Origin of the sequence: Kosakonia sp. AG348 (genome assembly GCF_003337365.1) — a bacterium.
GTDB lineage: Bacteria > Pseudomonadota > Gammaproteobacteria > Enterobacterales > Enterobacteriaceae > Kosakonia.
Genome location: NZ_QPJR01000002.1, coordinates 476,101 through 502,152, shown reverse-complemented (window position 1 = coordinate 502,152; position 26,052 = coordinate 476,101). Strand labels below are relative to the sequence as shown.

The 26,052-nt window shown below is 51.3% G+C and carries 24 protein-coding genes and 1 pseudogene; 10 read left to right on the top strand and 15 right to left on the bottom strand.

Annotation, left to right across the window (positions count from 1 at the left end):
* Positions 1–14 precede the first annotated feature (14 nt).
* Positions 15–737 (bottom strand): two-component system response regulator RstA, encoded by a 723-nt coding sequence (rstA, locus tag DFO56_RS06140; protein ID WP_045513465.1) that lies wholly within the window; start codon positions 735–737, stop codon positions 15–17.
* 128 nt (positions 738–865) lie between these two features.
* On the opposite strand from rstA, the gene DFO56_RS06135 reads away from it, so the two are divergent.
* Complete coding sequence (locus tag DFO56_RS06135; RefSeq protein WP_016496251.1) at positions 866–1,201, top strand: GlpM family protein; 336 nt, start codon at positions 866–868, stop codon at positions 1,199–1,201.
* On the opposite strand, the gene DFO56_RS06130 is transcribed toward DFO56_RS06135, so the two are convergent.
* Together DFO56_RS06130 and ydgH are read right to left on the bottom strand one after the other, a co-directional pair.
* Positions 1,198–2,580, bottom strand: a complete 1,383-nt coding sequence (locus DFO56_RS06130) for an amino acid permease (RefSeq protein WP_045513441.1) — start codon at positions 2,578–2,580, stop codon at positions 1,198–1,200. The genes DFO56_RS06135 and DFO56_RS06130 overlap by 4 nt on opposite strands.
* 192 nt (positions 2,581–2,772) lie before the next feature.
* The gene (ydgH, locus tag DFO56_RS06120) at positions 2,773–3,717 is read right to left on the bottom strand and encodes a DUF1471 family protein YdgH (RefSeq protein ID WP_016496249.1); all 945 of its coding nucleotides are present in this window, start codon (positions 3,715–3,717) and stop codon (positions 2,773–2,775) included.
* A 502-nt stretch (positions 3,718–4,219) separates the two neighbouring features.
* Here ydgH and pntA point away from each other — a divergent pair.
* From pntA to DFO56_RS06100, 3 genes are all read left to right on the top strand, one after another.
* The gene (gene pntA, locus DFO56_RS06110) at positions 4,220–5,749 is read left to right on the top strand and encodes a Re/Si-specific NAD(P)(+) transhydrogenase subunit alpha (RefSeq protein ID WP_045513440.1); all 1,530 of its coding nucleotides are present in this window, start codon (positions 4,220–4,222) and stop codon (positions 5,747–5,749) included.
* A 10-nt stretch (positions 5,750–5,759) separates the two neighbouring features.
* Positions 5,760–7,148, top strand: coding sequence for a Re/Si-specific NAD(P)(+) transhydrogenase subunit beta (pntB, locus tag DFO56_RS06105; protein ID WP_016496247.1), 1,389 nt, complete (start codon positions 5,760–5,762; stop codon positions 7,146–7,148).
* 107 nt (positions 7,149–7,255) lie between these two features.
* A complete protein-coding gene (locus tag DFO56_RS06100; protein ID WP_045513430.1) occupies positions 7,256–8,368 on the top strand; it encodes a mechanosensitive ion channel family protein in 1,113 nt (370 codons plus the stop codon).
* A gap of 29 nt (positions 8,369–8,397) precedes the next feature.
* Here DFO56_RS06100 and uspE read toward each other — a convergent pair whose 3' ends face one another.
* The 3 genes from uspE to ogt form a co-directional block, all read right to left on the bottom strand.
* Positions 8,398–9,348, bottom strand: coding sequence for a universal stress protein UspE (uspE, locus tag DFO56_RS06095; RefSeq protein WP_016496245.1), 951 nt, complete (start codon positions 9,346–9,348; stop codon positions 8,398–8,400).
* Positions 9,349–9,492: 144 nt separating this feature from the next.
* Positions 9,493–10,245: a fumarate/nitrate reduction transcriptional regulator Fnr gene (fnr, locus tag DFO56_RS06090; RefSeq protein WP_016496244.1), complete on the bottom strand. Its 753-nt coding sequence runs from the start codon at positions 10,243–10,245 to the stop codon at positions 9,493–9,495.
* A gap of 209 nt (positions 10,246–10,454) precedes the next feature.
* On the bottom strand, positions 10,455–10,970 hold the full coding sequence (gene ogt, locus DFO56_RS06085) for a methylated-DNA--[protein]-cysteine S-methyltransferase (protein WP_016496243.1): 516 nt from the start codon (positions 10,968–10,970) through the stop codon (positions 10,455–10,457).
* A gap of 522 nt (positions 10,971–11,492) precedes the next feature.
* Here ogt and smrA point away from each other — a divergent pair.
* A complete protein-coding gene (gene smrA / locus DFO56_RS06080) occupies positions 11,493–12,056 on the top strand; it encodes a DNA endonuclease SmrA (RefSeq protein WP_045513427.1) in 564 nt (187 codons plus the stop codon).
* A gap of 77 nt (positions 12,057–12,133) precedes the next feature.
* Here the strand turns inward: smrA and DFO56_RS06075 are convergent, their stop codons facing one another.
* The 5 genes and pseudogenes from DFO56_RS06075 to DFO56_RS06055 all read right to left on the bottom strand — a co-directional run bounded on the left by DFO56_RS06075 (position 12,134) and on the right by DFO56_RS06055 (position 16,348).
* Complete coding sequence (locus DFO56_RS06075) at positions 12,134–12,337, bottom strand: hypothetical protein (RefSeq protein ID WP_233500379.1); 204 nt, start codon at positions 12,335–12,337, stop codon at positions 12,134–12,136.
* A 10-nt stretch (positions 12,338–12,347) separates the two neighbouring features.
* Positions 12,348–13,418 (bottom strand): butyrate kinase, encoded by a 1,071-nt coding sequence (gene buk, locus DFO56_RS06070; protein ID WP_045513421.1) that lies wholly within the window; start codon positions 13,416–13,418, stop codon positions 12,348–12,350.
* A 2-nt stretch (positions 13,419–13,420) separates the two neighbouring features.
* The gene (locus DFO56_RS06065) at positions 13,421–14,311 is read right to left on the bottom strand and encodes a phosphate acyltransferase (protein ID WP_045513419.1); all 891 of its coding nucleotides are present in this window, start codon (positions 14,309–14,311) and stop codon (positions 13,421–13,423) included.
* A 72-nt stretch (positions 14,312–14,383) separates the two neighbouring features.
* Positions 14,384–15,121 (bottom strand): acetoacetyl-CoA reductase, encoded by a 738-nt coding sequence (gene phbB, locus DFO56_RS06060; protein WP_016496238.1) that lies wholly within the window; start codon positions 15,119–15,121, stop codon positions 14,384–14,386.
* Positions 15,122–15,161: 40 nt separating this feature from the next.
* Positions 15,162–16,348, bottom strand: a pseudogene (locus DFO56_RS06055) (acetyl-CoA C-acetyltransferase).
* Between the two features lie 526 nt (positions 16,349–16,874).
* On the opposite strand from DFO56_RS06055, the gene DFO56_RS06045 reads away from it, so the two are divergent.
* Together DFO56_RS06045 and fabV are read left to right on the top strand one after the other, a co-directional pair.
* Positions 16,875–17,315, top strand: coding sequence for a MaoC family dehydratase (locus DFO56_RS06045; protein ID WP_016496235.1), 441 nt, complete (start codon positions 16,875–16,877; stop codon positions 17,313–17,315).
* Complete coding sequence (fabV, locus tag DFO56_RS06040; protein ID WP_016496234.1) at positions 17,315–18,508, top strand: enoyl-ACP reductase FabV; 1,194 nt, start codon at positions 17,315–17,317, stop codon at positions 18,506–18,508. Before DFO56_RS06045 ends, fabV begins: the two co-directional genes overlap by 1 nt.
* 83 nt (positions 18,509–18,591) lie before the next feature.
* On the opposite strand, the gene umuC is transcribed toward fabV, so the two are convergent.
* Positions 18,592–19,854, bottom strand: a complete 1,263-nt coding sequence (umuC, locus tag DFO56_RS06035) for a translesion error-prone DNA polymerase V subunit UmuC (RefSeq protein WP_045513413.1) — start codon at positions 19,852–19,854, stop codon at positions 18,592–18,594.
* On the bottom strand, positions 19,838–20,272 hold the full coding sequence (umuD, locus tag DFO56_RS06030) for a translesion error-prone DNA polymerase V autoproteolytic subunit (RefSeq protein ID WP_016496232.1): 435 nt from the start codon (positions 20,270–20,272) through the stop codon (positions 19,838–19,840). The genes umuC and umuD overlap by 17 nt, the downstream gene beginning before the upstream one ends.
* 291 nt (positions 20,273–20,563) lie before the next feature.
* Here umuD and DFO56_RS06025 point away from each other — a divergent pair, with 291 nt between their 5' ends.
* Positions 20,564–20,833 (top strand): hypothetical protein, encoded by a 270-nt coding sequence (locus tag DFO56_RS06025; RefSeq protein ID WP_016496231.1) that lies wholly within the window; start codon positions 20,564–20,566, stop codon positions 20,831–20,833.
* 239 nt (positions 20,834–21,072) lie between these two features.
* On the opposite strand, the gene DFO56_RS06020 is transcribed toward DFO56_RS06025, so the two are convergent.
* Entirely contained in the window at positions 21,073–22,644 is a 1,572-nt protein-coding gene (locus DFO56_RS06020) for a methyl-accepting chemotaxis protein (protein WP_045513410.1), read from the bottom strand.
* Positions 22,645–23,222: 578 nt separating this feature from the next.
* Positions 23,223–24,011, bottom strand: a complete 789-nt coding sequence (locus tag DFO56_RS06015) for a MipA/OmpV family protein (RefSeq protein ID WP_045513462.1) — start codon at positions 24,009–24,011, stop codon at positions 23,223–23,225.
* 124 nt (positions 24,012–24,135) lie between these two features.
* On the opposite strand from DFO56_RS06015, the gene DFO56_RS06010 reads away from it, so the two are divergent.
* Together DFO56_RS06010 and DFO56_RS06005 are read left to right on the top strand one after the other, a co-directional pair.
* Positions 24,136–24,831: a response regulator gene (locus tag DFO56_RS06010; RefSeq protein ID WP_045513407.1), complete on the top strand. Its 696-nt coding sequence runs from the start codon at positions 24,136–24,138 to the stop codon at positions 24,829–24,831.
* Positions 24,828–26,024 carry a cell wall metabolism sensor histidine kinase WalK gene (locus DFO56_RS06005; protein ID WP_016496226.1) on the top strand — a complete coding sequence of 399 codons (1,197 nt, stop codon included), beginning with the start codon at positions 24,828–24,830 and terminating at the stop codon, positions 26,022–26,024. Before DFO56_RS06010 ends, DFO56_RS06005 begins: the two co-directional genes overlap by 4 nt.
* The last annotated feature ends 28 nt before the right edge of the window (positions 26,025–26,052 follow it).

Below are 26,052 nucleotides of genomic sequence, written 5' to 3'. Positions count from 1 at the left end.
CCTGGTTTTGCGTTTTAGTTGTCCCACGCATGCGGGGCAAACAGATAGCCTTTGTTGCGCACGGTTTTAATACGGTAGGGTTCTGTTGCGCTATCGAGTAATTTTTTACGCAGACGGGAAATCGCCACATCAACGCTGCGATCCATGCCATCGTAGCTTACACCACGTAAGTTTTTCAGCAGCGCATCGCGGTCCATAATCTGCCCGGCATGGGTCGCTAATTCCCACAGCAATTCGAAATCGGCGGTGGAGAGGGCGACTTGTTGCCCGGCCAGCAACACCTGACGGTTAACCGGATCGATAGACAAGGTGCCGAAGCTGATTGTCTTATGCTGTTTCAGTGAGGGCGTGGCGGGTTCGGCGACGGTATTCGCACTACTGCGCTGGCGCAAATGCAAACGCAGACGCGCCAGCAATACGGCGGGCGGCGTGGTTTTCAGAATGTAATCGTTGGCGCCCATCTCCAGTGAAAGAATGTGGTTCATATCACTGTCCAGCGAGGTGAGCAGTACAATCGGGCCGCTCCACTGGTTACGCAGGTCGCGGCACAAGGTCATGCCATCTTTCCCGGGCAGCATGATATCCAGCAGCACCAGTTCGGGTTTTTCGCGGGCGATCACCTCTTCGGCGCGATCGCCACGGGGTTCGACAATGACGTCCATATCGTGTTTGCCCAGATAAGCGGCAATCAGTGCGCCCACTTCCGGGTCATCTTCCACAAAAACGATCTTATTCATAAGCCATCGCGATTGTTCAAAAACGTCAACATACACCGCCTTGTTATAAGCTGCCATTAATCTTTTCTAAACGAAGAGGCTTCCGTTATGCTGTAGGTCGTTGTTGTTGCAGTGATAAAGGGAAAATCATGGGGTTGGTGATTAAAGCGGCTATCGGGGCGCTGGTGGTGGTGTTGATTGGTCTGCTGGCCAAAACAAAAAATTACTATATCGCCGGGTTAATCCCGTTATTTCCGACTTTCGCGCTGATTGCGCACTATATTGTCGCCACCGAGCGTGGCGTTGAAGCGCTGCGCACCACGATCGTGTTCGGCATGTGGGCGATTATTCCCTATTTTATCTATTTACTGTCGCTCTGGTATTTCACCGGTTTGATGCGGGTCTGGCCGGCGCTGGGCTGTGCGGTTATTTGCTGGAGCCTCAGCGCCTGGTTGTTAATTTATTGCTGGAGCCGTCTGCATTAGCGCATCAGCATCCAGGTGGCGGGAACGGCGGCGATTAACAAGGCACCAATCAGCGCTTTTTCATGCTGTTTGAGCATTTCCGTCATCTCATGTGTGCGACGGGCGTACATAAACACCAGCAGCCCCGGTGCGTAGAGCACCACCGACAGCAATAAATGCATCGGACCGGATGCGTACAGCAGCCACAAGCCATACAGGCAAGCGCCAATCGCCACCGCCTGGTGCAAAGGACGCTGCGCGATCTTCCACAGGAATGCGCCGACAAGGAAATAGGGCACCAGAATCATCTCTGACGCGATGGTCAGCAGCGTGTTGTAATCTGAACCGGTGAGCCAAATCAGCACCAGGCAAACCTGCACGCTAATATTGGTCAGCCACAACGAGGCAGCAGGCGCGTTGTTTTTATTCTGTCGTGCGAAGATCTTCGGAAACGCTTTATGCGTTGCGGCCAGTAACGGCACTTCCGCCGCCATAATCGTCCAGCTCAGGTACGCGCCGCAGACGGAGACAATCAAACCTGCCGCGATAATGACTTCTCCCCAGCTTCCCAGCAGTTTCACCATCAGACCGGCCATTGACGGATTACGCATTTCCGCCAGTTCCGGGCGCGGGACGACGCCGAGCGAAAGCAGGGTAACCAGCAGGTAGACGGTCAGCGCAGCCAGCACGGCGAGCAGTGTGGCGCGGCCAACATCGTGCTTATTGCGCGCCCGGGCAGAAACCACAACCGCGCCTTCGACCCCAATAAATACCCACAGGGTGATCAGCATGGTGTTTTTCACCTGTTCCCATACCGGAACGCCCAGCGCGATGCCGCTGAAATCAAGGCGGAATTTGTCGAGGTTAAAGGCCAGCGCCGCCAGCACAATAAACAGCCCGAGCGGCACCAGTTTCGCCAGCGTCGCTGCCAGATTGATACTCGCCGCGGTTTGTACGCCGCGCAGAACCAGCGCATGCACAATCCACAATAGTACGGATGCGCCAACAATCGACTGCCAGGTGTTGCCATCGCCAAACAGGCGCAACGATGGCGTGTCGGTAAAGAAACTCAGGGCGGAAAAGACGATAACCAGATAAGAGACGTTGGCGATAACCGCGCACAGCCAGTAGCCCCAGGCCGAACAAAAGCCAATCAGCTCACCAAAACCTTCGCGGGCGTATGCGAATATGCCGCCATCCAGATCCGGGCGAATACGGGTCAGGATCAGCATGGCAAAAGCGAGCAATAAAATCCCCGCCCCGGTGATCATCCAGCCAATGATCAGCGCCGCCGGGCTGGCAACTTCCGCCATATTTTGTGGCAGGCTGAAAACACCAGCGCCCAGCATTGAGCTTAAAACCAGCGCAGTTAATGCGCTAAGGCCAAGTTTCTTTTCCATGGTTATCCTGTCAAAAAAGCAACTAATCCAGAATAATTATTTTGCCGTGGCGCATAAATATGGTGGATATCACTAAGGCGCGGGATTTTACGGAGAGTCGACGGACCATGCAATGAGGTGGGACGACAATTTTACGAAAAAGGGTAAAAAAATAAAAAAGGCGGCCGTAGCCGCCTGATTCATAAATGCAGATTATTTATACAGATCGGCGCTGATGGTCATGTTGTTGCCACTTTCTGACCACTGGCGGGTGATGTGATAGTACTTAGCACCTTTCTGCGCGGCACGTTTGGCGACCTGGTAAGAGATCTCCGTCATGTTGCCATAGTTGCCGGTGAACTTGATGCTGTCGAAAGGCACCATCTGCGCGGCGGTGATTTTATTCACCTCTTCAATCTTTGTTCCGTCAGGCAGCGTGACACTGTAACGACCGCCGGAAGACGACTGAGTTTCGAAGAAACGACCTACACCGACGCCCGCTGTCGCATCGCTGGCGACGCCTGGGATCTCAACTTTTTTGGCTTCTTCTCCGCCTTTAGCCAGCGCGGCGCGGCCAGCATCCGAGTCACGCGGGATAGCATCCGCGCTCTGGATAACGCGTTTTTTCGCGTCGGCTTTATAGATGAAGGCCGTGACGATCTGGTTGCCGCCCTGGTTAGCATCTACCTGGCGAACAATAAAGAAAGAGGCTGCGCCTTTCTCTTTGGCGGCTTTAGTAATTGCGTCGTTCACTTCCGGCTGGGTGCGGAAGAAACCCTGAACGGTCACCGTATCGTACGGCTGAAGCGCAATTGCTTGATCTTTAGGTAACTCGGTCACGCCGTTAATAACACGGAAAGCAGGACGCTCCGCTTTTGCTGCGTCAGCCTTGTATAAATCGACCGTGGCGCGCTGATTACCGCTGTTGCCCGCGTCGGAGGTATCAACAACGTAAAATGATGCGGCACCTTCTTTATCCGCGCGTTTGGATGCTGCGTTAACGACGTCGCCAATGGCATTAAAACGGCCGGTGATCACGATGCGATCGTAAGGTTTTACCGCTGCCGCTTGCTCCGGTGTTAACTCTGTCGCTGCGTTGGCGGTAAATGCCATTGCCGAGAGAAGTGCTGACGCCAGGAGGGTGTACTTAAGCTTCATAAAAATAATCCTTCGCCTTGCGCAAACCATAAACTGGTGTTGTTGTTGGGAAAACGTCGGTGATTATTGCATTTAAACAGCGCAACTGTCTGCGTCATTTTTCACTGACTGTGCTACCGGAAGGGAAATAACGATAACCTTTAGTGATATGTTGAAAAAACAGGCGCTTGACCAGCAAAACCGATAAAGGTTATGACTTTATTAAGTTAATACATTGTTAAAAAGCGCATCTTCGCTGGAGATTAATCGTGTTTTGCCGCTTCGTCTGAGCGGAATATCGGCCTGTATGCGGGAATTTAAGGCAAATAACCTTGCCTGCGGCCTCCGACAGGTAATTTTCACGGATAAATGCATAATTTCTCTTTTCCGGCTGTGGATCACAGGCGTTATTTTCAGTAGGTTATAGAAAGTTTGTTACTGTTTTATTTTCCGCAGCGTTGCGTAAATAACCGCGCCGGAACCACTGACAAACCATCATCTAAAACCGATGGAAGGGAAAACTATGCGTATTGGTGTACCTAAAGAACGGTTGGCCAATGAAACCCGCGTTGCTGCGACGCCGAAAACGGTCGAGCAACTGCTTAAACTGGGTTTTACCGTCGCGATTGAAAGCGGCGCGGGCAAACTGGCAAGTTTCGATGACGATGCGTTCGCCCAGGCCGGCGCGACGATTGTCGATGGGAGCAACGTCTGGCACTCGGACGTTATCCTTAAAGTTAACGCGCCGGATGACGAAGAGATCGCGCTGCTTAATCCGGGCACGACGCTGGTGAGTTTTATCTGGCCTGCGCAAAATCCGGCATTAATGGAGAAGCTGGCTGCGCGTAACATTACCGTGATGGCAATGGATTCCGTGCCGCGTATCTCCCGCGCCCAGTCGCTGGATGCGCTGAGCTCAATGGCCAACATTGCGGGATATCGTGCGATTGTTGAAGCGGCGCATGAATTCGGCCGTTTCTTTACCGGGCAGATCACGGCGGCGGGCAAAGTGCCGCCGGCGAAAGTCATGGTGATTGGCGCAGGCGTTGCCGGTCTGGCGGCGATTGGCGCGGCTAACAGCCTTGGGGCCATTGTGCGAGCGTTCGATACGCGCCCTGAAGTCAAAGAGCAGGTGCAGAGTATGGGCGCCGAGTTCCTGGAGCTGGATTTCCAGGAAGAAGCGGGCAGCGGCGACGGTTATGCGAAAGTGATGTCCGAAGCCTTTATCAAAGCAGAAATGGAACTCTTCGCAGCCCAGGCGAAAGATGTCGACATCATTGTCACCACGGCGCTTATCCCGGGGAAACCGGCACCGAAGCTGATCACCCGTGAAATGGTTGACTCCATGAAGCCAGGCAGCGTTATTGTGGATCTTGCTGCGCAAAACGGCGGTAACTGCGAATACACGGTACCGAACGAGGTCAGCACCACCGCCAATGGCGTGAAAGTGATCGGTTATACCGATTTACCAGGCCGTCTGCCTACGCAGTCTTCCCAGCTTTACGGCACCAACCTTGTGAACCTGCTGAAACTGCTGTGCGTTGAAAAAGATGGCAACGTAGTTGTCGATTTCGATGACGTTGTGGTTCGCGGGGTTACCGTGGTTCGCGACGGTGAAGTTACCTGGCCTGCGCCGCCGATTCAGGTTTCTGCGCAGCCGCAGACTGCGCCAAAAGCGACTGCGGCACCAAAAGAAGAGGCCAAACCGGTTTCGCCGTGGCGGAAATATGCCTTTATGGCACTGGCGATCATTTTGTTTGGCTGGCTTGCCAATGTTGCACCGAAAGAGTTCCTCGGCCACTTTACCGTTTTCGCGCTGGCTTGCGTGGTCGGTTACTACGTGGTGTGGAACGTCTCGCATGCGCTGCACACGCCGCTGATGTCGGTCACTAACGCCATTTCCGGCATTATCGTGGTCGGCGCGCTGTTGCAGATTGGTCACGGCGGCTGGGTCAGCTTCCTGAGTTTTATTGCGGTACTGATTGCCAGCATTAATATTTTTGGTGGTTTCACCGTCACTCAGCGCATGCTGAAAATGTTCCGGAAGAACTAAGGGGTAACAGATGTCTGGAGGATTAGTTACAGCTGCATACATTGTTGCCGCGATCCTGTTTATTTTCAGCCTGGCGGGACTTTCAAAACACGAAACGTCCCAGCAGGGAAATAACTTTGGTATCGCCGGGATGGCGATTGCGCTGATTGCAACCATCTTTGGCCCGGACACCGGCAATGTCGCCTGGATTTTAGTGGCGATGATTATCGGCGGCGCGATTGGTATTCGCCTGGCGAAGAAAGTGGAAATGACCGAAATGCCAGAGCTGGTGGCGGTGCTGCACAGCTTTGTCGGCCTGGCTGCGGTACTGGTAGGCTTTAACAGCTATCTCGATCACGAAGTGGGACTGGATCCGGTGCTGGTGAATATTCACCTGACGGAAGTGTTCCTCGGCATCTTTATTGGTGCGGTGACCTTCACCGGTTCTATTGTCGCTTTCGGTAAACTGCGCGGGAAAATCTCTTCTAAGCCGCTGATGTTGCCGCATCGCCACAAATTGAACCTGGCGGCGCTGGTGGTTTCCTTCGTTCTGCTGCTGGTGTTTGTGCGCACCGAAAGTGTCGGCTTGCAAGTGCTGGCGCTGCTGGTGATGACGATAATTGCGCTGGTGTTTGGCTGGCATCTGGTCGCTTCTATCGGCGGCGCGGATATGCCGGTCGTGGTTTCCATGCTGAACTCCTACTCCGGTTGGGCGGCGGCGGCGGCGGGCTTTATGCTCAGCAATGACCTGCTGATCGTGACCGGTGCGCTGGTCGGTTCTTCCGGGGCGATCCTCTCTTACATTATGTGTAAGGCGATGAACCGCTCCTTTATCAGCGTGATTGCCGGTGGTTTTGGTACGGACGGTTCTTCAACTGGTAGCGATGAAGAGGCGGGCGAGCACCGCGAAATTAATGCCGAAGAGACCGCCGAGCTGCTGAAAAACTCGCATTCGGTCATCATCACCCCGGGCTATGGCATGGCGGTGGCGCAGGCGCAGTATCCGGTGGCGGAAATCACTGAGAAACTTCGCGCACGCGGCGTGAAGGTGCGTTTCGGTATTCACCCGGTTGCCGGACGTTTGCCGGGTCATATGAACGTGCTGCTGGCGGAAGCGAAAGTGCCGTATGACATCGTGCTGGAAATGGACGAAATCAACGATGATTTTGCCGACACCGACACCGTGCTGGTTATCGGTGCGAACGACACGGTTAACCCGGCGGCGCAGGATGATCCGAAGAGCCCGATCGCGGGTATGCCGGTGCTGGAAGTGTGGAAAGCGCAAAACGTGATTGTGTTTAAGCGCTCCATGAACACTGGCTACGCGGGCGTGCAAAACCCCCTGTTCTTCAAAGAGAACACGCAGATGCTGTTTGGCGATGCCAAAGCCAGCGTCGACGCTATCCTCAAAGCGCTGTAATGCGTACCGCCTGAAAAACCGCTCTTCGGAGCGGTTTTTTTTTGGTCCGCGTGGACGAAAGCAGAGTGTCTATACTTTTATCTTCATGTTTTTTATGAGGAGGAAGGATGACGTTTTTGTCACGTTTTGACTTCATATCCATAGTGATGCTGCCATCATTCTGGATTGGTCTTGCCACGGTGGTTATTGTTACGCTGGTTGTCTACTGGCTGTTCACCTACTTACTGAATATGGTGCTGAAAGGCGCGCGCAACTGGAGTGAAAAGCAGAGCGGCGTCGGCAGGCTGCAGCATGTTGTGGTGGATATGCTCAGACGCACCAGCAAATTCCTGCTCTTTGTGGCGGCGTTACTCTTCAGCCTGCGGTTTGTCGATCTCCCCGATCACCTGTTTAACACGCTCGGGCACGCCTGGTTTTTAGTGCTGGCGATCCAAATCGCCCTCTGGCTTGATCAGGGCGTGGTGTCGTGGATGCGTCACTTGATGTATTCGCCCAATACCAGTAAAAACCCGGTCACCATGGTGATTGCGGGTTTGCTGCTGCGCATGATGCTGTGGACGATGATGCTGTTGTCGATTCTGGCGAATGTCGGGGTCAACATTACCGCGCTGGTCGCCAGCCTTGGCGTGGGCGGTATCGCCATTGCGCTGGCGGTACAAACCATCCTCAGCGATGTTTTCGCCTCGCTTTCTATCGGTTTTGATAAACCTTTTGAGATTGGTGACTTTGTCGTTTTCGGCGACGTTGCCGGCACTATTGAGCATATTGGCCTGAAAACGACGCGTATTCGTAGCCTGAGCGGGGAACAAATCGTCTGCGGTAACGCCATCCTGCTTCAGCAAACGCTTCATAACTACAAACGTATGCAGACCCGGCGCATCGTCTTCACTTTTGGTCTGGCGCTCACTACGCCGCCGGAAAAGCTGCGTAAAGTCGGCGAGATGGTGCGTAGCATCATCACTGATGTTGGCAACACGCGCTTTGACCGCGCCCATTTCCTCGGATTTGGTACCGATCGGCTGAATTTTGAAGTGGTGCATATCGTCAACTCGGCGGACTACAACACCTACATGGATATCCAGCAAGAAATCAATATCCGCATCATGGAACATCTCGCCGCAGAGGAGATTGAGCTGGCGCTGCCGTGCGTAGTGGTGAAAGGGGGAGTGGCTGTCGAAACGCAGCCCGCTGAGCCACAGGGGGAACAAACGGCCGTATAAAAAAACCCGCCTTGCGGCGGGTTGCTTGTTTAATCGTCTTCGTCGTCGTCCAGTTCGACAGGCGTCTGGTACTCATCCGGTTTAATGACCAGTAGGTCGCAGCGCAGATGATCAATCACCTGCTCGGCGGTGTTGCCAAGGAAGGCGGCGGAGATACCGGTGCGCCCGATGGTGCCAAGCACGACAATCCCTGCCTGCAGATGTTCAGCCAGATCCGGGATCACCTCTTCGGGTAACCCTTTTTCCACATGCGTGAGTTTTTCATCAATGCCAAATTTCTGCCGTAACGCTTTCATTGCCAGCAAGTGCTGACCGCGAATGGCGTCGTTGTATACGCTGGGGTCGAATTCCGGCAGTTCAATCGCGATGTTGATAGGCGTCACCGGGTAAGCGCCAACGAGATGAACTTCGGTGTGGTTTACCTGTTCGGCCAGTTGCAGCGTCTCTTTGACCAGCTTTTCATTCAGCGAGTTGTGGTAAATCTCTTCGCTGGCAAGGTTGACTGCGACCACTGCACGTCCGGCTTCCGGCCAGGGTTGGTCTTTCACCATCCACACCGGGCACGGGCATTTACGCAGCAGATGCCAGTCGGTCGGCGTAAAAATAACGGATTCCAGTTTGTCATGCTGGTGGGTCATTTTCAGCAGTAAATCGTGTCCACCTGCCAGAACTTCCTGAATAATGGCTTCGAAGGGACGATTGTGCCAGACCACTTTGATTTCGATTGGCACACCCGCGTCGATATAGTATTTCGCCTGTTCGCGGATCCACGCGGTACGCTGGCTGATGACGCCCTGGCGCATTGCGGTACGCTCGTCTGGGGACAGAAGGGTGGTCATTTCGTAAGAGAAGTCATAGATAGGCAAAAACGCTTTAATGCGGCCGCCAATCCGTTGATGCAAATACACAGCACGTCGTAACGCTGGCTGATCGTCCTGATTGGGATCGATGGCGACCAACATATTCTGATACTTAGCCATACAGGGTCTCCTTACATCTGTCACCACAGTCTGTCAGTAAAAGATAACCCATAAGTGCTGAATGAAACAGGGGAAAGCCTTCGCCAGATCAATAAATCAGATAAATTAATGACCCGGCAAAGGGGATATCAGGCGGGGAAAAAATCAGGCAACGTTACGCGCATGACCGGCCAGTTGCGCCAGCATGTCGCTATTTTCAATGGTGATATATTTTCCTTTCACCGCCAGCATGCCGCTCTTCTGGAAACGGCCTAACAGACGGCTGATGGTTTCCACCGTCAGACCCAGATAGTTGCCGATGTCGCCACGCGTCATCGTCAGGCGGAATTCACGCGGGGAGAAACCGCGCTGTGCAAAACGGCGTGAGAGGTTATAAATAAATGCCGCCAGGCGTTCTTCTGCGTTTTTCTTCGAAAGCAGCAGGATCATATCCTGATCGCCTTTGATTTCACCGCTCATCAGACGCATCATCTGCTGACGCAGATTGGGCATTTTACCCGAGAGGTCATCCAGCGTTTCGAACGGGATTTCACAGACCATCGATGTTTCAAGAGCCTGCGCGAAGCTCGGATGATGGCCGGTACCAATGGCATCAAAGCCCACCAAATCACCCGCCAGATGGAAACCTGTGATCTGCTCGTCACCCTGTTCGGTAATGGTGTAGCTTTTGATCGTACCGGAGCGGATAGCGTACAGCGATTTCAATTCATCCCCGGCTTTGAACAACGTCTGACCTTTCTGGATGGGCTTTTTACGCTCAATGATGTTATCGAGCTGATCCAGCTCGTGTTCATTAAGAGTAAAGGGGATGCAAAGCTGGCTAATGCTGCAATCCTGGCAATGGATTGCACAACCGCCAGACTGAATGCGTCGTATAATTCGCTTTTCCGGGATCATAGGTCTGCTCAACGCCGTAATTGATATTGGTCAATTTTAACAGCTTTTTACTGGCCGCGTAAGCCCGGTAAAACGTCAATTCACGATTTATAAAACGGGAGGCAGAAATGAAAAGAGATGACATTGCACCATCTCTTTGAAATTCCATCATTTCGCTAAGGCTTTTACCACAAAAGAGGGTGAAAAGAACGCTAAATGTGCGTTTTTTCTCACAATAGAAGATACCCTTCATGGCGTAGCAACCACTCTTTTCGCTGCACGCCGCCCGCATATCCCGTCATTGTGCCGTTACTGCCGATAACGCGATGGCAGGGCACGACAATACTCACCGGATTTGAACCATTCGCTGCGCCGACCGCACGCGCGGCACCTGCACGTCCCAGTTTTACCGCCAGTTGACCATAATGCATTACCTGACCACAGGGGATGGTACGTAGCGCTTGCCACACGTCGCGCTGAAAAGGCGTGCCGCCAGTTGCCGTCGGCAGAGTTTCAATCACTGCCAGATCGCCGTCAAAATAGTCCTGCAATTTTTGGCTTAGCCCGCCCGGATTATGCGCTGCCACGCGCTGGTAACCCTCCCGGCGATAGTGGATATTTAATAACTCAACCATCCGATCGCTGTGTTCTTCCCATTCAACCGCGCGAAGCTGGAATTGTTCATCGCACAGAACCCAAAGCGGGCCAAGCGGCGTGGAAATATTATCTTCAAGTAAAGTCAGCATCTGGCATCCTTTTCAGTGGGCAACGGCGCCAATTTACCAAACGTCCAGCGATGCTGCTATACCCCGAAAGAGACTATATTCTGGGTAAAGAAATAAGCTGGTGAAATAATAGCCAGCGAAGTATGCATTATTTAATAGATGATATATTGCGCTTATTTCGCGAATAAAAAAATAGAGCCTGCCGACATCCGTCAGGCTCTACAGTACACACAGCAGCGCATCCGTTCGTTATTTTTTGCATTTTCATCCTTGCGCGGTAAATATAGTTATAGCGTTCCTTCATCATATTTCCAGTAAGAATTGGTGATTGATTTCACGTTAATTTAACTGAAATTCAGAATATTAATTTTTCTTAAGTTGAGTTTTTCATAACATTACTAAGAGTAATGTTATAGGAATATCGTCCAGAAGAACCATTCGCTATTATTTTTTCGGGTGCAAAATCCATTTTGCCACCAGGCATTGTGAGCGCAGGCCCTGCCAGCTATAGTACGGGGGCTGAAGTAGCCGGAGGACTGCCCTATGAACCCTGACGACAAATTGCTTTTCCTTGACGCCATGGAAGATGTCCAACCCCTGAAGCGCAGTGCCGATGTGCACTGGCAACCGAACCACAATTCGCGCACGCTACAACGCGTCGACACGCTGCAACTCGACAACTTTCTGACCACCGGGTTTCTTGATATCGTGCCGCTTGATTCACCGCTGGAGTTCAAACGAGAAGGCCTGCAGCAAGGGGTGCTTGATAAATTGCGCCAGGGAAAATATGGCCAACAGGCAAGCCTGAACTTACTGCGCCAGCCGGTTGAACAGTGCCGACAAATGGTGTTTCGTTTTATGTATCATGCGCGCCAGGATGGGCTACGCAATGTGCTTATCATTCATGGTAAAGCGCGTGAAGACGGTTCGCATGCGAATATCATTCGGAGTTATCTGGCGCGCTGGCTACCTGAATTCGATGAGGTTCAGGCGTTTTGCACCGCGCTGCCGCACCACGGCGGAAGTGGCGCTTGCTATGTTGCGATCCGCAAATCTGAGCAGGCGAAGCAGGATAACTGGGAACGGCATGCGAAACGCAGCCGTTGAAAATCGCGGTGGTGTCGTGTAATTAGTTTGCGAATGATAAATAAAAGGCGGGAACCAGACTGGTTCCCGTTGTGTTTTTAATCGGCATATTCGGCCGCAATAAGAATTTCATTTTGCCGGGTACCCAGCGCGCTTGAAAGATGTTCTGCCTCCGTACTATTCAGCTCAATTGAGATATCCTCCTGTCCATCGTTGAAATCGATGTGCAGGCATACACTGCCATTAGATTTCGTCACGGAGATTTGATTTGGAAACAATGCAATATTCTTTTTACCCATCATTAATACCTCTTCAGTATTCGACTAACTCCCTTTGACCTTCCATCGCTGCCAGTACACCATCGGCCAGCGCGAACATTTCATCCTCACCAGGATAAACGACGATTTCAGATGTAATAAAACTGACGCGCTGACGAATAAGTTCGACAATTCTTCTGTTATAGGCAATGCCGCCGGTAATGATGATGGCATCGACCCAACCCTCCAGTACGGCGGCGCACGAGGCGATCTCTTTGGCTATCTGATAGGCCATGGCTTCCAGAATGTCCTGCGCATTTTTATTCCCATCCATAATCTGTTGCTCAACGTCACGGATATCCTTGGTGCCGAGATAACCATATACGCCGCCTTCGCCAATCAACTTCTTCTTCAATTGCGCATACGTGTACTGCCCTGAAAAGCACAGTTTTAATAATTCATAGCTGGGAAGGCGGCCTGCGCGTTCTGGCGAGAATGGCCCATCGCCGCCCAGGGCTGAATTCACATCCACAATACGACCTTCGCGGTGAGCGCCCACGCTGATGCCGCCACCTAAGTGGGCCACGATCAATTTAAGCGTGGAATAGGGGCGGTTTGTTTCCGTGGCATAACGGTGCGCGACAGCTTTTTGATTCAGCGCGTGAAAAGCTCCAACGCGTGAAATCTCCGGCATTCCGGATATTTTTGCTATCGGGTCATATTCGTCGACGACGACAGGATCAACGGTATACGCCATCTCTTGTTTATTTACCGCCCGCGCAAGTTCCCAAGCCAATATGGCACCCAGATTAGAAGCATGTTCACCGTTCAGGCCGACACTGGCATCGTGAATATAGTCATCATTAATACGATAAACGCCGCTTTGCAAATGACGAACCAGACCACCGCGCCCGATAAATATATCAATGTCATTTAAGCGAAAACCATGTTCCTGCAATATGTCGAGAATAATCTGCTTGCGAAAGGCTTTTTGATCCAGAATCGTGGAAAAAGCCGCCATCTCTTTTTCATCATGGTTAAATGTGCGGTAAATAAGCTGCGTGCGGTTGTTATATACCGCAATTTTTGTAGACGTTGAACCTGGATTTATCACCAAAATATACATAGTCAGTCCTTGCATTGAGATATCGCACAAGCAATAGCAAAATATTTTGTTTTAGCGCTGTCTGATCGCGAGGTAAATACCACCGGTTTTGTTGTTCCCGTCAGTGTGCTTGCGCTCAATGCTCCGCCAAGCTGCATCACCGTTTTATAAAAGACATTGGCGCTGTTGATATCCGGAAGGATGGCCAGGTCAATATCGCCGCCGACCTGCGAATGCAACCCTTTATGTCGGCAGGATTCTTTATTAAAAGCCAGATCGATGGACAACGGCCCTTCAACAATACAGTTATCATAAGCGATGCTGCTCAGCGCCGCGGCATCCACGGTAGCGGCGATTGCAGGCGTAATATGCTCAACGGCGGCAATCAGCGCGACTTTGGGCACCGCAATACCAACCTGATGCAGGACATTAACCGACTGGGCAATCATCGTGGCTTTATCTCGCTGATCAGGTGTAATAGTGATACCGGCATCAGTGATTGCAAACAACTTGTGATAATGCGGGCTTTCGATAAACGCTAATTGCGTGACAAGCCGCGATGCCGCAATGCCAGTCTCTTTATTTAAAATCGCGCGCAAATAAATGGCACTATCGACAAGTCCTTTCATTAAAATATGCGCTCGCCCGGATTTAACGACGCTCACCGCCGCTTTGCAGGCTTCTGTTTTATCTGGAATATCAATTATTTCGATATGGCTGATATCAAATTTAAGATGTTCGGCGAGCGAGGTTATTTTATCCCGGCAACCAATCAGAATGGCCTCTGCCAGCCCGTCATTTCTGATCCACTTAATGGCTTCGAGTGCATGAGAATCTTCTGCTGCGGCAACGGCAATTATTTTCGGCCTTTTCCTGCGCGCAAGCTCAACAAACGAACTTAATTTTTCAAGCATGATAAAAAATCCTGAGTCCCCAATATTGCCTCACCAGATGTATCGCCGGTGAGGCCCGGAAATGGCATATCTTTAATACATATGCTGGCCGCCATTGATGGCGATATTGGAGCCGGTAATAAACCCGGCCTTATCACTGGCGAGATACAGGGCCAGTTCGGCGATTTCATCGGCTTCGCCGAGGCGACCAACGGGAATTTGCGCCACAATAGCTTCCAGTACATCGGTGGGGATGGCCTGCATCATCTCGGTGTTGATGTAGCCTGGGGAGATGGTATTAACGGTAATATTTTTACGTGCTACCTCCTGCGCCAGTGCTTTCGTGAAACCATGCACACCCGCTTTGGCGGCCGAATAATTAGTCTGGCCAAACTGTCCTTTCTGACCATTTATCGACGATATATTAATGATGCGCCCGCGCTGGTTAGCCAGCATGTTATCCAGAACGGGTTTGGTCATATTGAACATACTGTTCAGATTGACCTGAATAACTGCATCCCATTGCGATTTATCCATTTTTTTAAAGGTCGCATCGCGGGTAATACCCGCGTTGTTTACCAGAACATCAATATGACCATATTGCTTCAGCAGTGTACCGACCGTGTCCTGACACTGCGCGTAATCGCTGACGTCACAGCGAATAGCGTCGGCTTTGGCAAACCCTGCTTCTCGCTGGATCTCAACCCACTCTTTCAGGCGATCCGCATCCGTATCAATGGCGATAACCTGGTAATGCTCCAGCAGAAAGCGAAGGCTGATTTTTCCACCAATACCGCGGATCCCACCGGTCACAAGCGCAACTTTACCCATCATCATTTCCTCACGTTAAATAACATTCTTCATCGCGGCGTTATTCCATTTCGACGGTGACGGCGATGCCCATACCACCGCCGATGCACAGCGTTGCCAGACCTTTTTTGCTTTTTCTGCGCTGCATTTCATGGAGCAAAGAGACAAAAATTCGCGTGCCGGATGCACCGATAGGGTGGCCGAGCGCAATCGCGCCGCCATTGACATTCACTCTGGAGAGATCCCAGCCCATTTCCCGGTTGACGGCGATGGCCTGAGCGGCGAAGGCTTCATTGGCTTCGATAAGATCCAACTCATCAACCTGCCAGTTCGACCGGGTTAGCGCATGACGAGACGCCGTGATGGGGCCGGTTCCCATTATTTCTGGCAAGACGCCTGAAGTACCGAACGCCACGATCTGGCCTGCGGTTTGATCCCCAGCTCACGTGCTTTTTTCGCCGTTGCCAGGATAACCATTGCTGCACCATCGTTAACGCCAGAGGCATTACCGGCGGTAACGGTGCCATCGGTTTTAAAGGCTGGTCGGAGTTTGGCTAAGCCTTCACGCGATGTTTGCGGACGGGGAAATTCATCGGTATCAAACAGGACGGGTTCTTTACGAGGGCGGGTGATGTCAACCGGAACAATTTCACTGGCAAAATGATGCGTTTCTAACGCGATTGCTGCTTTGTGTTGTGACGCAAGGGCGAAAGCATCCTGTTCTTCACGTGTGATCGCATATTTTTCGGCCACATTCTCGGCGGTGATCCCCATGTGATAATCATGAAAAGCATCCCAGAGGCCATCCTTCACCATACTGTCCAGCATTGGCCAGTTACCCATTTTCATGCCGCTGCGTGAATGGGGCAAAACATGCGGTGCCTGGCTCATACTTTCTTGCCCTCCGGCAATAATTAATTCGGCATCACCACATTTCAGCGCCTGCCATGCCAGTTGCAGCGCTTTTAACCCCGAACCACACACTTTATTAATTGTCAGCGCCGGAACATCGACAGGAATACCTCCCTGAATTAACGTCTGGCGCGCCGGATTTTGCCCGCTGCCTGCGGTAAGTACCTGGCCGATAATAACTTCATTGAGCTCTTTTGCTGCAATACCTGTTTTTTTCAGAAGCGCTTTAATCACCGTGGCGCCTAATTGCGGCGCACTAATTTCAGCAAGCGATCCATTTAGTACGCCGATAGCAGTTCTTGCACAATCAAGAACGACAATATCCGTGTCCTTCATTTGTATTACCTTTTGATTTAAATGATTCAACTATTAATGCGCAGAGATTTTTCTACAGTATTGATATGCGTCAATACTTAAAAGTTGTTAACGGTGGCGTTAAAATTACAATGCTTCTTATTTTTCTGTAATTAACCTTATTTACTGCATTTGTCTGGTGGTTTTTTCATTCATCATTAATTCATCGGCCATGATCTTTTTCTTAAACTTTAATAAGGATTGCGTGTAGATCTTTCTTGTTGGCACCGGAGGTATCTTATTGATAAAACGCTTTCTTCTCCTCGGGTAGCTACGGGGTTGGCGCTGCATGGCAATTTTCGACTTAAGTAAAAAATCTAATTTAAGGAGCAGTTTACACATACTCTGTATCTGAAAAGATAAATATAAATCCATTCTTATAGCTAATGACAATCCGATGGGGGTTGACGAGGTTGGGGGAAAAAGGTGTATATGGATACAATTAGTTGTTTCTCTAAATGCTTCCGTTAAACGCTTTCAAAATATATCTGAAAAGGACGTGTGCTTTATGGTTAATTCAATCCACAATTTGCATATTGGTCAATGTGCAGAGTTTAAAAAAACATTGACGGATAATGACGTCGCAGATTTTGCATTGGCATCTGGCGATACCAATCCCGTTCATCTGGATGAGAGTGCAGGGCGGGAAAGTATATTCGGGCAACGTGTTGTTCATGGTATTTTGGTAAGTGGGCTCATCTCAGCGGTAATTGCTAATAAACTGCCCGGCAACGGTTCTATTTATCTTGGCCAGGATCTCAAATTTATTAAGCCAACATTTATTGGCGATACGATTACGGCGACGGCGGAAGTTATCGCGATTAATTGCGAAAAAAACCGGGTGCGGCTTAAAACCACGTGCACCAATCAGCATGGGGATAAGGTTATTGTCGGTGAAGCCGTTGTTCTGCCGCCGCTGGAAAAAGCGCTGGCTGAGGAGGTGAACTGATGGAGCTTATTATTCAAGGCAATGTGGCTAAAAACTGCCATCCTGAAGGTTTACGCCAGGGCATTGATAAACAAATTAACTATGTTGAGTCGCATGGGGAAATCTATGGTCCGCGCAAGGTGTTGGTGATTGGTGCCTCTTCCGGATATGGGCTGGCCTCACGCATCGCGGTGGCCTTTGGTGGCGGTGCCGATACGATTGGCGTTTCATTTGAAAAAAGTCCGGGTGAAAAAGGTATAGGCAGCGCCGGATGGTATAACAATATTTTTTTTCGTCGCCGGGCGCATGAAAAAGGGCTTATCGCGAAAAATTTTATCGCGGATGCTTTTTCCGATACGACCCGCAACGACGTGATTGCATACATCAAGCAGGAGTTTGGCGGCAGCATTGATCTGCTTGTCTATTCGGTTGCCTCTGGCGTGCGAATTTGCCCGGATGGTACGCGCTACACCTCGACGCTTGGCGTGCGCGGGCAAGCCTTTTCCGGCCCGGGTTTTGACCTGGAAACCCGCAAGATGGTGAATCAGACGCTGGAACCGGTGACCGAACAACAACTTGCCGATACGGTAAAAGTTATGGGTGGGGAAGACTGGCAACGCTGGATTGATATGTTATCGGCGGCTGGTGTGCTGGCTGAGGGGTTCAAAACGGTGGCGTACTCTTATACTGGCCCGAAATCAACGTGGCCGCTCTATAAAGAGGGCGCGTTAGGCGCGGCGAAAGCCCATCTGCACGCAACAGCCGACCAGCTTGACGCACAGCTCCAGCGCATTAATGGTCATGCCTATGCGGTGGTGTGCAAAGCGCTGGTGACCAAAGCCAGCGCCTTTATCCCTATGTTTCCGTTATATATTACCTTGCTGTACAAGGTAATGAAGCAGAAGCGGTTGCATGAAACCTGCATCGAGCAGATGCACAGGCTGATGTTGAACCACCTTTACCCACCAATGGGCAACGTCGTAACGGATGAGGAGCGGCGGATCCGCCTTGATGATTTCGAGCTGCGCCCGGATGTTCAGCAAGCTGTGGAGTTGCTAAGAAAACGGGTCACCACCGAGAACTTTAAAACCGTTGGTGACTTCGCCGGGTATCTCGCTGAGTTTTACGCGCTGAATGGCTTCTCAATGCCGGACGTGGACTACTCCTCTGAGCTGGATCTGCGCCAGCTGGTAAAAGAGTACAGTCACGCATAAGCAGGCCTGATATGACAAATGCGCCAGTCTGTCGGCGCATTTGTTGATGAAAATCGCGGTCGGTTATGGTTTCCGTACGGTCTTTATTTCACGACAGGCAGATCGGAATAGCGTGTGGTGTAGGCGGGGGAAAGCATGTCGCGTTTCATCGCCCAGTTTTTTTCAATTCCCTGTCCTGCAAACCAGACGCTTCCTCTCCCCGATGTATTTAAACGATCAATGGTTTCCATCAGCGCTGCGCTGTTCGCGTAGGGGCGATTCTCATCAAACAGATTGAGTTGGGCAACGCCGCTGCTGAAAAAATCTGAAAGCATCACGCCAGCCTTCATATAACGATGCCCCTCCCGCCATATCTGATCCAGCGAGCTTGTCGCAGCACGGATAATGTCGCGCGTATCATTAGTCGGCGTCATCAACGTCACGGATGCCTGATTTCCGTAGTAAATACGATTATCCGCATGCGGGCTGGTACGAATAAAGACGCTGATGAAGCGGCAGAACTGATGTTCCGCGCGTAACTTCTCTGCCGCGCGTTCAGCATAGGCGCAAATGGCCTGATGCATATCTGAATACTGCGTGATCCGCTTGCCAAAAGAGCGGCTACAGATAATTTGCTGCTTGGTGGGGGGAAATTCATCAAATGCCAGACATGATTCGCCGCGCAGTTCCCGCACGGTTCGTTCCAGCACAACATTGAAGTGTTTACGGATAACCCAGGTTGAACTGTCGGCAAGTTGCAGCGCATTTTCAATGCCCATTAACGCCAGCTTTTTACTGATGCGACGTCCCACGCCCCAGACCTCATGTATCGGCACGTGAAACAGTAACTTACGTTGCCGCTCCCGGGAGGAAATATCCACAACTCCCCCGGCGCTGGCCCATCTTTTGGCGGCGTAATTGGCCACCTTGGCGAGGGTTTTCGTTGGGGCAATGCCAACGCCCGTTGTCAGCCCGGTATTTTTCAAAATCTGATTACGGATCTGATGGCCGAATGCCTCAAGTGAAATACAGTTTGATACGCCAGACAGATCGATAAAAGCCTCATCAATAGAATAAAGCTCGACGGAGGGGGTGATTTCAGCCAGCGTCGACATGACACGATTGCTGAGGTCGGCATACAGCGCATAATTTGAGCTAAACACCGTCACGCGCTGACGATGAAGCTCATCTTTGATTTTGAAATAAGGCGCGGCCATGTCTATGCCCAGTTTCTTTGCCTCACGCGATCGCGAAATAATGCACCCATCGTTGTTGGATACGACAACGACAGGTTTCCCCTGCAGATCCGGGCGAAACAGCGTCTCGCAGGAGGCGTAGAAGTTATTCACATCAACAAGCGCGAACATGTCGATTTGACTTCAACGTAAATGTCACGACGCCGAAGATCTGCAACTCTTCCTCAGCCTGGAAAACAATCGGCGCATAATGAACATTATGCGGGATGAGCTGGAGAACAGGGCGGGTCCGCAACTCCTTCACCGTGAATTCCCCGGCAACCGCCGCAACAACAATATCGCCGTGCACTGGGGTCAATGAGCGATCAACCACCAGCAAATCACCATCGCTAATCCCCGCACCGATCATCGAATCCCCGCTTACCCTGACAAAGTAAGTCGCGCTGGGGTGTTTAACCACCAGTTTGTTTAAATCAAGCCGCTCTTCGACATAATCCTGCGCCGGGCTTGGGAACCCACAAGGAACGCGCTCAGCAAAGAGCGGAAGGGGAATGAGGCGATCACTCTCGGTCGATGGGATGAACTGCATGATGATGAACCCGGTTAACTGTGTTTATATACAGTATTGCTAAATTCTGTCACTGATCAAGAGGCGAAGCGGGCCGCATTCAGGAAATGTTTGAAGTAGCAAAGAATTTAGCTGAAAACGTTGCCATTCTATATTGATGGCCCTTATCAATATCATTTTAAAACCACTGGCTTAATAACCCGGCGTACAACACCTGATTACTTGCTGCCAAAAAATGCGGGGAAATAGCGCAGTATCAGAAATTCAGTAATGTGAGGGTTACTATTTTTCGCGTATTAGGGAGAGGCGTAGATGTTAAATATTGCCAGAAGCACCGGTAATTCCACCACCGGTGTGCATATGCTGCAACGCTTTAAAAATGGCTACCGCATTCGTTGTAATCGCGAGACCTTAAAGCGGTTCACTTCCATCGATGTTAAGCCGGAGTATCAACATCTGTTCGGCGCAGATGGCGAAGGTATCTACCATTCGGCAACCTTTCCAACTATTGCTGAAGGCGCGCAAGCGCTGTGCAACTTCATCCGGACGGTTTGCGGTCTGGAGTGTCAATGGAAACCGTAACGGTGTGGCGGTTTCACGCGTTGAACCTGTAAAAATAAGGGTATTTACGAACATTTTCGTGCCTGTTGTCGGCGTCTCATCCGCGCCGGGAAAGAGTGGCGATGCCGTGGCTGACGTTGAAACGGGAATTAGCGTCGGCTGGCAGGAGACCAGCCGACGCTATGATTGTTGCACACGTCGCCGATTTACGGCGACGTATTCATCACCACCGTTTTACTGCGAATCGTGTTCGTTCAAAGTCAAACGCTCGCCGGAACCCTGAAAACGCTCACCAACTCTTTCATCACTCTGGCTTGTTCGTTGAGCATTTCAGACGCGGCAACCGACTCTTCGACCAGCGCCGCATTTTGCTGGGTAGTGGTATCAATTTGGCCGATTGCAATGTTAATTTGCTGTACGCCGTCACTCTGTTCGAGGCTCGCTTGTTCGATCTCTTTCAGAATACTGGAGACGTTATCCACGTTCTCGACCATTTCGTCCATTTTACCGTTCACCTGACGCACCATCTCCAGGCCGCGCACGCTCTGCTGTGTCGAGTTTTCAATCAGTGCACGGATATCTTTCGACGAATTCGCCGTTTTCTGCGCCAGATTGCGAACTTCCTGCGCCACCACGGCAAACCCTTTGCCATGTTCACCTGCGCGTGCTGCTTCAACCGCGGCGTTAAGCGCCAGGATATTGGTCTGGAAGGCGATAGAATCAATCAAGTTAATGATGTCAGACATTTTGTCCGCCGAGCTGCTGATATTGTGAATTTCCTGCGTCAGCGAGGTCATCAATTTGCCGTTATCTTTCGCCGCGTCACTGGCTCTTGCAGAAAGCTGCGACGCATTTGCCGTATTATCACCCGTATTCTTAACCGTTGAAGAGATTTGCTCCATGGAGGCGGCAGTTTGCTCAATGGAACTCGCTTGTTCTTCCGTACGGGCAGATAAATCGCGTGTGCCGGCCATGATCTGCGATGCGCCAGTGGCAATATTTTCCGCGCCGCTGCGGATCTCCAGAACAATTTTTTTCAGCTCCTCCTGCATGTGGCCGATTGCGCCTGTCAGCAGCCCCGTTTCGTCTTTTGAGGTGACTTTTATCTCGGTGCCCAGATCGCCTTTCGCGATCCTGATCGCCGCATCAACGGCATGTTTGATAGGGCCAACAATGGCACGTGAAATAATGATTGCCATGATAATGCCGAATATAAAACAGATGAGGGTAATGAAGATCATCACCATCCGGCTCAGATTGTAATCATGCAAGAAATCACTATATGACGTTTGCATTTCATCCCGTTGCAGGCTGATAAAGTTATTAATCTTCTCAATATACTGGCTTTCATAATTACGCGTGTTGGTTGTATATTCCGTCATGGCGGCGTCGGGATTGGTTTGTATATTGCCAATCACTTTGCTACGGGACTGAATATAAAGACTGCGCGCGGCGGTGATTTTCTCTAACAGAGCCTGCGACGCATCATCATCAGCCTGTTTATTCAGCTGTTTATACAGTTCGCTTATTTGTTCAGACCTGGCGGCAAGGTCTGTAATCAACTGTGCTTTTTTAGCTGCATCTTTTTCAATGATCGCATTAAGAAACAGCGTCGTTGAACCATTAACATCGCGGATTAAATTATTACCCAGCGCGGTGGTCGGGTAATCTTCAGTCACGATTTTGGATATTTTATTTTTCGCCTCATCAAGCCGGTAAATCGCATTTCCGGCAATAAAAAGTAATAACAATAATAATATCCCGAAAGATAGCATTATCTTATTTCTGATACTTATACCCTTTGGCTTACCGATCGTTGTTGTATTTTCCATGGTCTTCCCTTAGTGAAATTTATCTGCATGCCTGGCCGCTATAGCGGTCGGCATCTACGTTTTATCGGCCATGAGAAGGTATTGATTAGTGATCGATCGTTAAAATCTTAATAAAAATGAAAAGCAATAGTTTATATCTATCAATTGTAAGGTGATCGATCGTTGATATATTGTATAATTTTGATGCAGCAATTTTTTTGAATGAAATTGATATTGTTAACGTAAATTAAAGAAATATCACTGAGGAGAAAAACCACGTAAATAAAATGTATGGCGGCAATAAACCGTAACGCACCGATCTACAGAGCAATATTTATTGCCAGAGAATAAATAATCACCTAAGTAAGTACTTCAGAATTATTGCATAAGAAATACATCAAACCAGACAGATATGGTCGCTTTGGTATGCCGCACGGCGTTCTCTATCCAGCGCGGCATTCACTATGGCTACTGCAACAGTATTTTTACGGTTAACTGCTGATATAGGTCAGATAAGCCGCCAGATAAACGACACCACAGGCAAACCATATTTTTGCCAGAAACTGATAATCGTTTTTGTCCATTTTTTCCCGCACCTTTCAAAAAGTATACGTAATGGCAATGACCGCTGAGCTTTGGTTACGGCGTAGCACAATTGGGCTGTCAGCCGCGTGATCGTTCAGCCATGTGTAATTGGCGCTCAGCAATGTTCCCCAGTGGGCATCAAATTGATGGCTCCACGTCAGGCTATTATCGATCCCATAAAATCCCTGTTCTGCGTGGTAGCGCGCATAGCCGGAACGCAGACTTTGCTTTTGGCTGACACCGTAAAACGTGTTCATATATCGGCTATCGCCAAACAGCGCGGCAGACTGGAAAGCCAGCGTATCGCGGGTGGTCTGCACCGGCAGCAAAGTGAGGGACGCCTGATACTGCACCCCCTGGCTGTCGGTAAGTGGCAGGGTGGCTTTGCTTTCCAGCACCAGCCAGTCTGTGGCTTGCCAGCCAACCGCCAGCGCGGTATTCAGCGTGGCGTCAATATTGCCCATGCCTTTTAAGTTTTCTGCGCCGTCCCGCCAGCCAGAGTCACGATCGGCGCGGCCTGACGCATAACCCAGCGTATGTTCCAGATAAAAACCATTGTCGGTTTGCAGGTCATAACCCAGCCCTTTTTGCGAATCAAAAAAGAGCGCATTATCGCGGATCTGAATTACCGGAACCACCTGCATACGTTGCTTGTCTGAACCGCTGTAGCGCGGGGCATATTCCCCGCCAATGCCCACCGTCGCTCCGTTTTGCACGGCGGGGGCGTCGTCGGCTCTGGCCGTGGAGGCCAACAGAGCCAGCAGGGGACAGGCGCTATACAACACGGTTTTTCTCATTATCATCATCACATCTCGCTGGGTGGGGTAGTATGCTGCGGCGAAGGTTCGCCATGTCCTGACAAGGAATATAGACAGGTCATATCAATAAACGGTCAGGGAATTATTAAGAAATGGTCAAGGTAAGCAAATGATATCCCGTAGAGTGCTTGTGATTGAAGATGATGCCGATGCGGCCAGCGTACTGGAAGCCTATCTGCGACGTGAAAACTATGACGTTTCGCTGGCCGGAGATGGGCTGACAGGGCTGGACATGGCGCAGCGCTGGAAACCCGATCTGATCTTACTGGATATCATGTTGCCGGGCATGAATGGCACCGAGGTGCTGGCGGCGCTACGGCGCATTAACGATGTCCCGGTGATCATGGTCACCGCCATGGGGGATACTTCTGAGCGCATAGGGGCGCTGCGATACGGGGCCGATGATTATGTGGTGAAACCGTATCACCCTGGCGAAGTGGTGGCACGCGTGCAGGCGGTGCTGCGGCGCAGTAAACGAACGAACACGCAGGAAGAGGTGCTCCGCTGGCAGACGCTGGAGGTGGATACTGTCGCCATCACCGCAACGGTCACCCAGGCTGAAAACAGTGTGCGCAGCCTGGAACTGACGCCAACGGAGTTTTCTATTCTGATAACGCTGATGCGCCACCCGACATTGCCGTTTTCCCGCCAGCACTTGCTGGAACACTGTTTGCCGGAGAGCGAAGCGCTGGAGCGCGTGGTCGATACGCATGTCTACAACTTGCGCAAAAAGCTGGAAAACGCGGGTGTTACCGGCGTTTTAGCGAATGTGCGCGGTATTGGATACAGGTTCCGCCAGCCATGAAAAATCGTGCTCATCAATCGCTGTGGCGCTGGATTTGCGCGCGCATCATCGCGCTGGCTATCGGCACTGTTATTGTCATTGCCCTGTGTATGTGGCTGCGTTGCGCCGTGCAAAACTTCTGGGTTTTGCATGATATGCCGTCTGCGGTGAAAGCGGAGTACCTCGCCCTGCTGGACAACCCGCAGGCGAACCCGGTGCGTTTCCATGAGATCGTCGATAAATGGTGGGGGATAAGCTATTCGAAGCCCTCCATCGCCTCGGCCGACTGGATCATGGTGGGCGTGCTGGTACTGGTGATGATCCCCTTTATTGTGATTATGGGGCTACGTTACGCCCGGCCACTCTCTTTACAGTTCAGCCACCTGCGCGAAGCGGCCGATGAAGTCACGCAAGGCGAATTTGGCCGCCAGGCGGACCTGGTAAAAGATGCGCCCGCCGAAGTGGTACGTTTTGTCAGCGATTTTAATGACATGACCCGTCAGCTGGCGCGCTACGACCGGGAGTTGCGCGCGTCGCACGTTGCGATGGCGCACGAGCTGCGTTCTCCGCTCACCGCCGCCATTGGTCGTCTGCAAGGGATGCTTGATGGCGTCTTTGAACCCAGCCAGCAACAACTGGGAATGGTGATGAAACAGCTACAGCACCTGAGCCGCCTCACGGATGAGTTGCATCTGCTTTCGCTGGCCGATGCTGGTCAACTGACGCTTAATCTTCAGCCGCTGTCGCTGGAAGATCTGTTAGCCGAGCAGCTCGCCTGGCTGAAACCGCAGGCTGATGCCGCGGGAATAACTATGGCGCTGACGTCCCGTTCCTCTTCGCTGTTTACTGGCGATGCGTTCCGGCTGGGGCAGGTCTTTATCGTGCTGATGGAAAATGCGCTGCGCTATGGCCGGCGGGGCGGCCAGCTTGCGATCCACCTCAGTCAGCAGGGGAGCGCGTGGCGGATCGATTTTGAGGATGACGGACCGGGCGTGGAAAGCGATTTTCTGCCAATCATGTTCGATCGCTTTACCCGCGCGGAAACCTCCCGCGCCAGGCATTCCGGCGGCAGCGGGCTGGGGCTTTCTATCGCGCGGGCGATATGTGTTGCCCACGGCGGCAGTATCAGCGCGGCGCTGCCCGAAAAAGGCGGGTTGCGGATCAGCATCACTCTCCCTGTGGATGGTCGCGGCGAAAAAAAATTGCACTCTTGATGAATTCTTGACGAAACGTGGAGTGATT